The organism is Agarivorans sp. QJM3NY_25 (assembly GCF_050870875.2).
Classification (GTDB): domain Bacteria; phylum Pseudomonadota; class Gammaproteobacteria; order Enterobacterales; family Celerinatantimonadaceae; genus Agarivorans.
In genome coordinates this window covers 277,005-289,786 of record NZ_CP194041.2, presented here as the reverse complement: position 1 = coordinate 289,786, position 12,782 = coordinate 277,005, and the positions used below count along the sequence as shown (strand labels likewise).

Annotated in this window: 11 protein-coding genes; 6 read left to right on the top strand and 5 right to left on the bottom strand. The window is 45.4% G+C overall.

Annotated features, from left to right (window positions below):
* Positions 1 to 64: 64 nt before the first annotated feature.
* Positions 65 to 1,513: a cardiolipin synthase gene (gene cls, locus ACRRSW_RS01280; protein ID WP_432455005.1), complete on the top strand. Its 1,449-nt coding sequence runs from the start codon at positions 65 to 67 to the stop codon at positions 1,511 to 1,513.
* Positions 1,514 to 1,765: 252 nt separating this feature from the next.
* Here the strand turns inward: cls and typA are convergent, their stop codons facing one another.
* Positions 1,766 to 3,589 carry a translational GTPase TypA gene (gene typA, locus ACRRSW_RS01275; protein WP_432455006.1) on the bottom strand — a complete coding sequence of 608 codons (1,824 nt, stop codon included), beginning with the start codon at positions 3,587 to 3,589 and terminating at the stop codon, positions 1,766 to 1,768.
* A gap of 340 nt (positions 3,590 to 3,929) precedes the next feature.
* On the opposite strand from typA, the gene glnA reads away from it, so the two are divergent.
* The 4 genes from glnA (at position 3,930) to glnG (ending at position 8,537) form a co-directional block, all read left to right on the top strand.
* Positions 3,930 to 5,336 (top strand): glutamate--ammonia ligase, encoded by a 1,407-nt coding sequence (gene glnA, locus ACRRSW_RS01270; protein ID WP_432455007.1) that lies wholly within the window; start codon positions 3,930 to 3,932, stop codon positions 5,334 to 5,336.
* Positions 5,337 to 5,440: 104 nt separating this feature from the next.
* Positions 5,441 to 5,983 carry a DUF4124 domain-containing protein gene (locus ACRRSW_RS01265; protein WP_432455008.1) on the top strand — a complete coding sequence of 181 codons (543 nt, stop codon included), beginning with the start codon at positions 5,441 to 5,443 and terminating at the stop codon, positions 5,981 to 5,983.
* Positions 5,984 to 6,059: 76 nt separating this feature from the next.
* Positions 6,060 to 7,115, top strand: a complete 1,056-nt coding sequence (gene glnL / locus ACRRSW_RS01260) for a nitrogen regulation protein NR(II) (protein ID WP_432455009.1) — start codon at positions 6,060 to 6,062, stop codon at positions 7,113 to 7,115.
* Between the two features lie 12 nt (positions 7,116 to 7,127).
* Positions 7,128 to 8,537, top strand: coding sequence for a nitrogen regulation protein NR(I) (gene glnG, locus ACRRSW_RS01255; protein ID WP_432455010.1), 1,410 nt, complete (start codon positions 7,128 to 7,130; stop codon positions 8,535 to 8,537).
* A gap of 248 nt (positions 8,538 to 8,785) precedes the next feature.
* Here the strand turns inward: glnG and ACRRSW_RS01250 are convergent, their stop codons facing one another.
* The 4 genes from ACRRSW_RS01250 to ACRRSW_RS01235 all read right to left on the bottom strand — a co-directional run bounded on the left by ACRRSW_RS01250 (position 8,786) and on the right by ACRRSW_RS01235 (position 12,161).
* A complete protein-coding gene (locus ACRRSW_RS01250; protein ID WP_432455011.1) occupies positions 8,786 to 9,364 on the bottom strand; it encodes a DNA topoisomerase family protein in 579 nt (192 codons plus the stop codon).
* A 143-nt stretch (positions 9,365 to 9,507) separates the two neighbouring features.
* On the bottom strand, positions 9,508 to 9,981 hold the full coding sequence (locus tag ACRRSW_RS01245; protein ID WP_432455012.1) for a DUF494 family protein: 474 nt from the start codon (positions 9,979 to 9,981) through the stop codon (positions 9,508 to 9,510).
* Between the two features lie 2 nt (positions 9,982 to 9,983).
* Complete coding sequence (gene dprA, locus ACRRSW_RS01240) at positions 9,984 to 11,087, bottom strand: DNA-processing protein DprA (RefSeq protein WP_432455013.1); 1,104 nt, start codon at positions 11,085 to 11,087, stop codon at positions 9,984 to 9,986.
* Positions 11,088 to 12,161 carry a LysM peptidoglycan-binding domain-containing protein gene (locus tag ACRRSW_RS01235; RefSeq protein WP_432455014.1) on the bottom strand — a complete coding sequence of 358 codons (1,074 nt, stop codon included), beginning with the start codon at positions 12,159 to 12,161 and terminating at the stop codon, positions 11,088 to 11,090.
* Between the two features lie 102 nt (positions 12,162 to 12,263).
* Here ACRRSW_RS01235 and def point away from each other — a divergent pair, with 102 nt between their 5' ends.
* Positions 12,264 to 12,761 (top strand): peptide deformylase, encoded by a 498-nt coding sequence (gene def / locus ACRRSW_RS01230; protein ID WP_432455015.1) that lies wholly within the window; start codon positions 12,264 to 12,266, stop codon positions 12,759 to 12,761.
* Positions 12,762 to 12,782 lie beyond the last annotated feature (21 nt).

The window sequence follows — 12,782 nt, the reverse complement described above, 5'->3', positions numbered from 1 at the left end:
GCGGCTTTTTTATTGAATTCATGCTAATTTTAAACTCTATCATTTGAACTGGGGTGAGAAGCTGTTGTTAGATACCGTCTTATCTGATTTAGCGCTACTAATTTATTCCCTGCTGATCATTGCGGTGATCTTTCAAGTGGTGATCAAACGCCGCCCTGTCGGTGTGACTCTGAGCTGGCTGCTACTTATTATCGCAATTCCGCTACTCGGTATTATTTGCTACCAATTATTTGGTGAGCGCTATCTAGGACGCTTACGCGTGAAACGCGCACGCTTAATAGAAGTAAAGTATAAACAAAGCATCCATCAATTTAGTCGCTCTCCTTATGTGCAGGAGCATGCCTGCTCTGCCCAAGCAGAGCCACTCAATCGACTCACCCGACGACTGCTAGGCCTACCGATCCTAGGCGGCAATCAACTCACCAATTTAGATGACTCGCTGGAGACTTTACGACGACTCACCGAAGATGCCTCTCAAGCACAACAAAGTATTTATTTTGAATTTTACATTGTGCAGGAGGGCGGTTTAGTGGACCCCTTACTGGATGCATTAGCCGCTGCAGCAAGCCGAGGACTCAGCGTTTACCTGCTCGCCGACTCGGTCGGCTCTCGGCAGTTTCTTCGTTCCGTGAAACGACAGCAACTGGCACAAGCGGGGGTCAATGTTGTGGAAGCGCTGCACGCCAATCCGATACGGATGTTACTGCAACGTGTCGACTTACGTTTGCACCGAAAAATTGCCGCTTTCGATCAGAAAATCGCTTATACCGGTTCAATGAATTTGGTGGATCCTCGATTATTTCAGCAAACCAGTGGCTTTGGGCTATGGGTCGACTTGATGCTACGGGTCGAAGGCCCTGCTGCCATCAACCTACAAGCGGTGGTGGCCTACGATCTTGAGATGGAAACCGATACGCCATTAATTGAGGCCATCAGTTTTGAAGCCTCATTTGCAGTTAAGGGGCAGCAGTCAATGCAAATTATGCCTTCGGGACCGGGCATCTTTGGAGACCATATCATCCAACTGCTGCTAACTTCTTTGTATGTCGCACAACAGCAAATTATATTGACCAGCCCCTATTTTGTTCCCGACGAAAGTCTACAAATGGCCTTGGTTAGCGCAGCTAATCGCGGTGTAGAAGTGGTGCTAATTTTACCTGCACGAAATAATTCTTTCTTAGTTCGCTATGCCAGTCATTCATTTTACCAGCAATTATTAGATGCTGGCGTTAAAATTTACCGCTTCAAAGGAGGATTGTTACATACCAAAAGCTTGCTTATCGACCAACAAGTAGCTCTGGTGGGCAGCGTAAACTTAGACATGCGCAGCCTTTGGTTAAACTTTGAAGTCACCAGCATCATCGATGATCATCAATATGCTCAAAACTTATATCAGACTGTACGAACTTATCTAGATCAGAGCAGCCAAATTGACCCTATCGCCTGGCGTAAACGCCCTCTTTACCGACGCCTCATCGAGAACTTATTACACGTGGTGAGTCCCCTGCTTTGAGTAATACCAAGCTGATTAATTATATGCTCAACTTGTTGCGCTGAATAAATCCGCAGATAACCAGACATGAAGCGCAGTAATTAATGGCTCTAATCACAAAATACATCACGCAGTTAGCGGTGATTGAGCCCAGTAAGAGTGAACAGATAATGAGTTAGATTGGTATACAACAGGTATTTGCATTTAATCGGCTCCAGAAACAACAAAGGCAGCTTGCGCTGCCTTTGTTAATTTTTAAGTCATAAGCACAGCTTATGGCGCTTTTGGTGGCCGAGCTGCACGCTTACGATCGTTTTCAGTAAGATGGCGCTTACGAATACGAATACTCTCTGGCGTTACTTCAACCAGTTCATCATCATCAATAAATTCTAAAGCTTGCTCTAGAGTTAACACGATCGGCGGCGTAAGGGTTTGAGCTTCATCGGTACCAGAAGAACGAACGTTGGTGAGCTGCTTACCTTTCAAACAGTTTACCGTTAGGTCGTTTTCACGGGTATGGATCCCAACAATCTGACCTTCGTATACTTCGTCAGCATGTTTAGCAAACAAACGACCTCGGTCTTGTAAGTTAAACAACGAGTAAGTCAGTGCTTTACCGGTAGCATTGGAGATTAATACGCCATTTTGACGTTGACCAATGGTGCCGCCTTTGTGTGGACCGTAACACTCGAAAGTATGATAAATCAAACCAGAACCCGAAGTGAGTGTCATGAATTCAGTTTGGAAACCCATCAAACCACGGCTTGGCATTAGGAAGTCCATGCGAACACGGCCTTTGCCGTCTGGTGCCATATCTGTAAGGTCACCCTTACGAATGCCCATTTGCTCCATAACACTGCCTTGATGCGCTTCTTCAACATCAATGGTCACTGTTTCATAGGGTTCTTCTAGTTGACCGTCAACGGTACGTAGAATTACTTCTGGACGTGATACTGCAAGTTCAAAGCCTTCACGACGCATGTTTTCAATCAAGATCCCCAGATGAAGCTCACCACGGCCTGATACGCGGAACTTATCTGGGTCATCCATTTCTTCAACACGTAATGCAACGTTATGCACCATTTCCTTTTGTAAACGCTCTAAAATATTTCGAGAGGTCACAAACTTACCTTCTTTACCAGCAAACGGAGAGTTGTTCACTTGGAAGGTCATATTCACCGTTGGTTCATCTACGCTTAAAGGAGTTAAAGCTTCTACATTATTGGTATCACAAATGGTGTCAGAGATTTTTAACTCGCCTAAACCAGTAATAGCAATAATGTTACCCGCTTCCGCGAGAGAAGTTTCTTTACGCTCAAGACCGAGGTAATTTAGCACGAGGCCTATTTTACCGTTACGTTTCTTACCATCAGCACCAATAATGGTCACTTGCTGGTTTGGCACAACACTGCCGCGGGTAATACGGCCAACACCAATCACACCGACATAAGAGTTGTAATCCAACTGAGAGATTTGCATTTGGAAATCGCCGTTTGGATCAGCGGCTGGAGGTGCAACGTTATCTACAATCGCTTGGAACAGTGGTTCCATATTGTCTGATGGATTATCTAAATCCATTGTCGCCCAACCATTGATAGCTGATGCGTAAACAACTTTAAAGTCTAATTGGTCATCAGTGGCACCGAGGTTATCGAATAAATCAAATACTTGATCCATCACCCAATCAGGACGAGCGCCAGGCTTATCGATTTTATTGATCACCAAAATTGGCTTCAGGCCTTGAGCAAAAGCTTTTTGAGTCACAAAGCGGGTTTGCGGCATTGGGCCTTCTTGTGCGTCAACCAACAGCAAGACCGAATCAGCCATTGACATCACACGTTCTACTTCGCCGCCAAAGTCGGCGTGTCCAGGAGTATCTACGATATTGATATGGTAATCATGCCATTCGATAGCAGTATTCTTTGCAAGAATCGTAATACCACGCTCTTTTTCAATATCGTTAGAGTCCATGACTCGCTCTTCAGCATCGCCACGGGTAGTTAGAGTTCCTGATTGCTGCAATAGCTTGTCTACCAGGGTAGTTTTCCCATGGTCGACGTGAGCAATAATGGCGATGTTTCTTAACTTATCTAGCACGGCGTTTAGCCCTTTATATAATGAGGTAAAATCAAAAAGTGGGCTATTGTACATATAAACGACAAATTCTCATAGTTTTAAGTTGATCACGGTTTTTCTAACTAGCAATTAGGGTATGATTGATCTGCTCAAAAGCTCATGCACCAATATGGACAAAGATAGCACCAATAAGGTGCGTTAGTTTGCACTAATTTGATGCCTAGTCGTAGTACCACCATATATATCAAGGCCTTATGTGTTGGCACAATTTTAGCTTGAAGCAACACAACAACGTTAATTCGTCATAAATACTACTAAATCGTTTGAACCATCAATTTTGATGACACCGGAGGTTAAAAACATGTCTGCAGAAGTTTTAGCTTTGCTTAAAGAGCAAGAAGTTAAATTCGTTGACTTACGCTTTACTGATACTAAAGGTAAAGAGCAACACGTATCTATCCCATCTCACCAGGTTGACGAAGATTTCTTCACCGACGGTAAAATGTTTGATGGTTCTTCTATTTCTGGCTGGAAAGGCATTAACGAATCTGACATGGTTTTGATGCCAGATGCATCTACTGCCGTATTAGACCCTTTCACTGAAGAAAACACTCTGAACCTTCGTTGTGATATTCTTGAACCCGCAACGATGCAAGGTTACGACCGTGACCCACGTTCAGTTGCTAAGCGCGCTGAAGCTTACATGCGCTCTACTGGCGTTGCAGATGCAGCTTATTTTGGTCCAGAACCAGAGTTCTTCCTGTTTGATGATGTTAAATACAAAACTGACATGTCAGGTTCTATGTACAAAATTGATGCTGATGAAGCATCTTGGAACTCAGACAAGCACTTCGAAGATGGTAACACTGGTCACCGTCCTGGAGTGAAAGGTGGTTACTTCCCAGTTGCCCCTGTCGATTCTTCACAAGACCTACGTTCTGCAATGTGTTTAGTACTTGAAGAAATGGGCCAAACGGTTGAAGCGCATCACCACGAAGTAGCAACCGCTGGTCAAAACGAAATCGCAACTTTATTCAACTCAATTGTTGAAAAAGCCGATGAAACTCAAGTTCTTAAATATGTTGTCCACAACGTTGCTCACGCTTACGGTAAAACAGCAACCTTTATGCCTAAGCCTGTTGTTGGTGATAACGGTAGCGGTATGCACGTTCACCAATCTATTTGGAAAGACGGCGAAAACTTGTTTGCTGGTGACCTATACGGTGGCCTATCTGAAACTGCATTGTTCTACATTGGCGGTATCATCAAACACGCGAAAGCAATCAATGCTTTTGCGAACGCTTCGACTAACTCGTACAAACGTTTGGTCCCTGGTTTTGAAGCCCCGGTAATGCTAGCTTACTCAGCACGTAACCGTTCTGCGTCAATTCGTATCCCAGTGGTTCCATCTCCAAAAGCACGTCGTATCGAAGTTCGCTTCCCTGACCCATCAGCCAACCCATACTTAGCATTCTCTGCCATGTTGATGGCTGGCCTTGACGGGATCAAGAACAAGATCCACCCTGGCGATGCTATGGATAAAGATTTGTACGACCTACCAGCAGAAGAAGCTGCAGCCATTCCACAAGTTGCAACTTCGTTAGAAGACGCACTGAAGAATCTAGATGCTGACCGCGAATTCTTAACTGCCGGTGGCGTATTCAGTGATGATTACATCGATTCTTACATCGCATTGAAAGCTGCAGACGTTGAACGCATTAACATGACAACTCACCCAGTTGAGTTCGAATTGTACTACAGCGTATAAACAAAACGTTAAATCGCTTCAAAAACCCGCTTTTAAGCGGGTTTTTTTATTGCTTTTCATGTAAATCTTGCCCACCTTAATTAATTAGCTCAGAGGAAATAAAGATGGGTAAATATTTAACGATCTTTTTAGCGATGCACTGCATATTGTTCAGCGCCCAAGCAAACAACACCGTCTACCAATGGGTGGATGCACAAGGTGTCACTCACTTCTCCGATCAGCCGCAAGCGGGTGCCACTCAATTAGAGGTCAACCCCGTCCCTCCAGCAACTCAAGGGCCACTGGTAAGCCCTCGGGCAGCAGTCAAGAAAGCTGAAAAAACCATCAAATATCAATTAAATATCAGCCAGCCACTGAATGAACAAACAATCAGGGATAATCAAGGTAAAATAACCATCAAAGCCGCTACCTCCCCCGCACCAAATAACAGCATGAGCTACAAATTAGTGCTCGATCAGCTGCCTCAAGGCCAGTTATCTAAACAAGCTCATTTTCAACTCACCAACATTGATCGAGGCGCCCACACAATTCAAGTGCAGCTAGTCGATAGTTCGGGCAAGCTTATTGCATCATCCGAAACAATAACCATATTTTTGCACCGTGCTAAAACATCAGGCAGCGTAAGCACTACAGCAGGGGGAAGCTAAGTTCTCATTCTCTGCTTTTTAGCGTTAAAATTAGTGCAGAGGCACCAAAGTGGTGCTACCCATTCAGGAGAGAGTTGTGTTGAAGATTTCTGGGCTAGAGCGCTTGGTACTTGAAAATCAGGTAACAGCGATTGTGTTGCTCGATGCTGAACTCAATATCCAATATGTGAATGCTTCGGCCGAGCAATTACTCGGGCAAAGTGCGAAACGGCTGATCAACGAACCACTGACTTTACAAATTAAACACAGCTCACTAGACCTAAGTAAGTTAGGCAGCATCTGCGGGGTTGGTCAAAGCTTTACCGACAACGAAGTCACCTTGGTGTTTGATAACCATCATGCCTTGGTCGAGCTCTCGGCGACCCGATTACAAGAGCAACATTCCTATCGCTTAATGTTAGAAATGCGTGCCATTGGCCAACAAAAGAAAATCTCACAGGAACTTTATCAACACGCTCAGCAACAAGCGGCCAAGGAATTGGTGCGCGGTTTAGCTCACGAGATAAAAAATCCACTAGGTGGATTACGGGGCGCAGCACAGCTATTGGAAAAAGAACTGGTAAATCCAGAACTGAAAGAGTTCACTGGCATTATCATCGAGCAAGCGGATCGATTACGAAAACTGGTTGATCGTTTACTCGGGCCACAGCGTCCCGGTCAACACGAATTACACAATGTGCATTCGGTATTAGAAAAAGTACGCCAATTAGTTGGCTTCGAACTCCCCGAGGGGATCACCATCGATCGTGATTACGACCCAAGTATTCCCGATTTTGAAATGGACCACGAACAATTACTGCAGGCTTTTCTCAATATTGTACAGAATGCAATTCAAGCGCTTGGCTCTGCAGGCGGAACCATCAATATCATCACCAGAACCGCGCACCAAGCCACCATTGCGGGCCGGCGCTTCAGATTAGCAGCAGAAATTAAAATCATCGATAACGGCCCAGGCATACCAACCGAACTTCTCGACACCCTATTTTACCCTATGGTCACGGGACGAGAAGGCGGTACTGGTTTGGGCTTATCAATCGCACAAAATTTAATCAATCAACATAAAGGCAAGATTGAATGCGCAAGTTGGCCGGGTCACACCGAGTTTACCATTCATCTTCCCCTAAGACGTTAAGGATGTACTAAGATGGCAGCAACAGTATGGGTAGTTGATGACGACAGCTCTATCAGATGGGTGTTGGAAAAAGCATTAAAAACTGCGGGCTACGACTGCTTAAGCTTTGCCGATGGAGAATTGATGCTACAGCAGCTCGATTACGAGCAGCCCGATGTGGTTATTTCTGATATTAGAATGCCAGGCATGGATGGTTTAAGTTTACTCGAAAAAACCCAGACCCATTTTCCAGAAATGCCGGTGATTATTATGACCGCCCACTCCGATCTCGATAGTGCGGTAAATGCCTATCAACGGGGCGCATTCGAATACTTACCCAAACCCTTCGACATTGATGAAGCAGTCGCCTTAACCGAACGGGCCGTTGCCGTTTCCCGCGAGCAAAAAGGTAATAAAGTCAGTAGCAAACCCAGTTCTCCCGCACCAGAAATTATTGGTGAAGCACCTGCGATGCAAGAAGTGTTTCGGGCGATTGGACGCCTATCCCGCTCTAGCATTTCAGTTTTGATTAACGGTCAATCGGGGACCGGTAAAGAGCTGGTTGCCCATGCACTGCACAAACACAGCCCCCGCGCAAATGGCAGCTTTATTGCCTTAAACATGGCCGCGATCCCTAAAGATTTAATCGAATCTGAACTATTTGGCCACGAAAAAGGGGCATTTACGGGTGCTAACAATATTCGTCATGGACGCTTCGAACAAGCCAACGGCGGTACCCTATTTCTAGATGAAATTGGTGACATGCCTCTCGATATTCAGACTCGTTTATTACGGGTATTAGCGGATGGACAGTTTTATCGGGTCGGAGGCCATTCACCTGTTCAAGTGGATGTACGGATCATTGCGGCAACCCACCAGAACCTAGAGAAGAAAGTGACCGAAGGCGACTTCCGTGAAGATTTATTCCATCGCCTCAACGTGATTCGAATTCACTTACCATCTCTGGGTGAACGTCGTGAAGACATTCCATCACTCGCCAAACACTTCTTAAGCCAGGCCGCCAAAGAACTAAATGTAGAGAGTAAATCCTTACACAAAGATACCCAAAGGTTCATGATGCAACTCGCTTGGCCAGGTAATGTAAGACAACTCGAGAATGTTTGCCGCTGGCTTACGGTGATGGCCAGTGGTCAAGAAGTATTACCGGCGGATCTTCCGACTGAGTTAAGCAAACCGGTCGTCACCGAACACGAGGAGAATAGTGAAGGAAACTGGAGAACCCTGCTAAAAATTTGGGTGTCGCAACAGTTAGTCTCGGGACAAATTGATATTTTGGGTGAAGCCATGCCCGACTTTGAACGGATCATGCTCACCACCGCCTTAGAACATACCCATGGGCATAAACAAGAAGCCGCTCGCTTATTAGGCTGGGGGAGAAACACGCTCACCCGTAAACTCAAAGAGCTGAACGTCGAAGACTAATATCAATCTGATTCATTATATGATCAACTTATTGCGCAGCATAAATCTGCCGATAACCCAGCGTGAAGTTCAGTAACTAGTGGCCTAATGACAAGATACATCACGCCGTTAGCAGTGATTTAGGCCAGCAGGATTGAACCGATCATGAGTTAGATTGGTATAACTGTTTATCTCACATGCAGTGCGATATAAAGCCAGCAAAAAGGGAAGCGAGCTTCCCTTTCTATTTCCTTAATGTTTGCGCCAGTTTAATTCTGCTCGATTGGTGCACTCTTATACTGACAGTTTTTTTGCGGACAAACTTCGCGTATTCCTGCTGCGGTTTTTTTCAGTACTAATAGTTTCCAGCCACAATCAGGGCAAGCTTTCGCGACTGGCTTATCATTGACCGCATACGAACATTTCGGGTAACAATCACAAGCATAGAACGTTTTACCATAACGAGATTGACGTTTCGCCAGTTGCCCTTTACCGCAGGCAGGGCACTGGATATCGGGCGAGTCTTCGGCTTGCGGCTGAGCCGATTCGATGTGTTGACATTGGGGGAAAGCACTGCAACCGATAAACATGCCATAGCGGCCTTGTCGCAACATCAAGGGCTCCCCACAATCGGGACAAATAGTACCGGGTAAAACTTTCTCCAAGGAGTGGTCTTGCTGGTGTAGGGCGCGGCTATAATCACAGCTGGGATATTGGCTGCATCCCAAGAAAGCTCCCGATTTACTACTGCGATGCTGCAGCTCACCACCACACTTGGGACAAACCTCGTATTCTTTCTCTAAGGCATGTTCATGCGCAGAAAACAATTTAGGATCAATTTTGGACATGGCTACACCTCATTCAACTTGGCTAAGCATAACAAAATTGCAGGTTGAGGCGTATTAATTCGACAGCGGCGTGTCTGATTGAGCAATAAGCAGCCTGAAACACCGCCAGTTAGCGGTGTATCATCGCTTCAAACCTAAGCACTTTAATGCAGAGGCCCGTCACCAAGATCAAATAACAATTCTTCCATTTGCTGATAGGCCGACTCACTACCGGGAACATTGAATAGCACCATCAAAATGATCCATTTCAAATCTTCCAGCTCAAGTTCTGGTCCGTCAAGCTCCATCACCCGGTCAATTACCATTTCACGTGTTTCAGCATTCAAGACTTTCATCTGTTCTAAGAACAGTAGGAAACCTCGACAAGCAACATCTAACTTGGCAATTTCTGGCGCAGTATAAATGCGTAATGATGGTATATCTGAAGGATTCAAATAAGGTTGTTTGTCACTATCTTGCAAGGCTGCAAGTTGTTCCAACCAATCTAAGGCCTTATAGATCTCTTCTTTATGAAATCCCGCACGGCTAAGCTCTTCTGTAAGCTCATCGTGATCCATCAGCAGCTCTACATCACTATGAATGTAAGTTTCGAATAGATACATGAGGATATCAAACATAACTAGTTCCTCCTCAGCTTCACATAACCACCTGGCACGACGGCCACAACACCCAATATCTCAAGCTCAGTTAACTGAGCCAGTACAGCATCAACAGGTTGTTGAGTGCTTAAGACCAAATCATCAATTGAAGTGCTCTCATATGCTAAGTTATCCAACAATTGCCGATAAGGCAAATCTTGTTCTTGCATATTTTGCTCCAGCGACGCTAAATGCTGTTCTGGCTGAGCAACAAAACCAACTAACTCTTCTGTTATATCGGCCGCAGAGGTGACTAATTTAGCGCCTTGCTGAATTAAGTGATGGCAACCTACATGCAAAGGGTCATCAATAGCTCCAGGGACAGCGAATACATCACGGCCCTGTTCAGCGGCATAATTTGCGGTGAGTAAAGAGCCACTAGGCAGCCCGGCTTCGACCACCAAGACCGCTAAACTTAAACCACTGATAATACGATTTCGCCGAGGAAAGTGATTAGCCTTCGCAGCGGTACCGGGCCAAAACTCACTTACCATCGCGCCTTGTTCCGCAATCTCATGCGCCAAAGCCTGATGCCGTTTTGGATAAACGCGATCAAGCCCCGTCGCCACGACTGCAATCGTGCCGTCGCCCCTTGCCTGCAAAGCACCCTTATGGGCTGCAGCGTCAACGCCTAAAGCCAAGCCACTGGTAATAGTTAGTCCTTGTTGTGTTAACTGACGAGCAAAGTCTTGAGCTTGCTGTAGGCCCCGCCAACTCGCATGACGACTGCCCACAACTGCAAGTTGCTGGCTGCTGAGTAAGGTTGGATGGCCTCGCACAAATAACAGCAAAGGGGGCCGCTGTATTTGTCTTAAACATTCGGGATAAAGCGGGTCGAAGCAACCCAATAAATGACATCGCTCCTGCTCTAACCAACGCAGGGCAAGCGACATACGCACTTGTTCTGGGTGCAACAGCGCCTTAATTTGCGCCTCACTAAACTGCCAGGCAGCAAGTTGCTTGGCATCTGCAGCAAATAATTGTTCTACACTACAACGAGTTAAGACCGCCAACAGGCGGCTGGGAGAAAAGCGGGGCACTCCGGCCAGCCGCAGGTACTGTTCAAGCGTTAAGCTCGGCAGCAACTATAAACTCTCGACCAAATAATTAGCCCGCACCATCACTCTACTGTCGGTAATAATGGCATAGCTGACCTTATCATAAGATTTAAATACCATTAATTCGCCCACTTTTTCATTCGGCAAGGTCACCCGCTGATCTTCCTTATTAAACAATCTATCGTAATGATTAGCCGTCTCTTCGTAGGACTTGCGTTGTACCTTATCAATCATCACCTGGCCGGGTTGAGTAATCGCAAACATATCCCCCGGCGCAACATGGTCACGAATACCTTTATTAATCACCACTACATCGTTACGACTCATTACAGAGGTATCTGTGGCAGCAGAAAGAATCACCCCGGGCGAAGCAAGTTGCTTATTATTTGGCACAAAATAGGCGGGTAAGCGGTCTTGGTCAGGCAACGCCAGTATGATGTCACCTTGATTAATTTCTTTTAGTACCTGAACAACCTTAAACTGGATCATATTATTTGGGTGTAAGCGCTCCGCCAAACCAACTCCAATAAAATTCAGTTTTTGCCCTAAATTTTCTTTAGTCTCGGGATCTGTATATTTATCACCGACTCGATAGATCCCGTAATATTTACCCGGTTCGGCCTCACCTCGAACATAAATAGCCCGCCCTAAAGCAATCCGCGACTCAGCATCGTTATCACCGAGTACATAAGGGATATCTTGTAGCGACTGCTGGTCAATCACATGATCATGCGACAAGAAACTGCCAATCGCCGCCAGAGGAATGGTTGGAATAGGCTGCTTTTTTTCTTCAATGTGCACCTGTGGTGATTTCTTAACGATCCGCTTGCGCACTAAGCGTGGCTCGCCATTTTCATAAATTAGCGATAAGCGATCACCAGGATAAATCAGATGCGGATTTTCAATATGTGGGTTAAATTGCCATAAGCGTGGCCATAACCAGGGAGAGTGTAAATAAAGCGCCGAGATGTCCCATAAGGTATCGCCTTTCTTCACCACATACACTTCGGGGAAGTCATCTTTTAAACGCAAAGTGTCGGCCATTAGGTTACCCGCAAGTAGTAACGCAGCCACTAACCAAGCCCATTTAATCCCTTTCATAGTGTCTCCCGACGACATCCCTATTATGCAAAGCTGTTTTTTAGTCAGATAAATGACTAGAATTACCTTCAATCTACCAAAACCTGAATAAAGACTAAAGTTATGGCTGCACTCGAAGTATTGCGTTTTCCCGACGAGCGTCTGAGGACTATAGCGCAACCCGTTAAGAATATTGATGATAGTATTAGAATTATAATCAAAAATATGTTTGAAACCATGTATCTAGAAGAAGGAGTTGGCCTAGCTGCGACTCAGGTCAACATTCATCAACAGATCGTGGTTATCGACGTATCGGAAGAACGCAATCAACCCTTGGTGTTAATTAATGCCAAAATCATCGAAAGTGAAGGTGAACAGCTGAACGAAGAAGGTTGTTTATCAGTGCCTGAATATCGCGCTGATGTACCAAGAGCTGAAAAGATTAAAGTACAAACACTAGATACCGATGGCAACCAGCAAATTTTTGAAGCTGAAGGCTTATTGGCGATTTGTGTACAACACGAGTTAGATCACCTGAAAGGGAAATTGTTTATCGATTACCTCTCCCCGCTGAAACGCCAACGGCTAAAAACCAAGCTCCAAAAGCTTGCAAAACGCTAAACGTAAAACATCAAATTTGGA

Excerpts from the sequence above, each read along its gene's own strand:
- glnA (WP_432455007.1), top strand. The coding sequence starts at position 3,930 with ATGTCTGCAGAAGTTTTAGCTTTGCTTAAAGAGCAAGAAGTTAAATTC.
- ACRRSW_RS01265 (WP_432455008.1), top strand. The coding sequence starts at position 5,441 with ATGGGTAAATATTTAACGATCTTTTTAGCGATGCACTGCATATTGTTC.
- glnG (WP_432455010.1), top strand. The coding sequence starts at position 7,128 with ATGGCAGCAACAGTATGGGTAGTTGATGACGACAGCTCTATCAGATGG.
- ACRRSW_RS01250 (WP_432455011.1), bottom strand. The coding sequence starts at position 9,364 with ATGTCCAAAATTGATCCTAAATTGTTTTCTGCGCATGAACATGCCTTA.
- ACRRSW_RS01245 (WP_432455012.1), bottom strand. The coding sequence starts at position 9,981 with ATGTTTGATATCCTCATGTATCTATTCGAAACTTACATTCATAGTGAT.
- ACRRSW_RS01235 (WP_432455014.1), bottom strand. The coding sequence starts at position 12,161 with ATGAAAGGGATTAAATGGGCTTGGTTAGTGGCTGCGTTACTACTTGCG.
- def (WP_432455015.1), top strand. The coding sequence starts at position 12,264 with ATGGCTGCACTCGAAGTATTGCGTTTTCCCGACGAGCGTCTGAGGACT.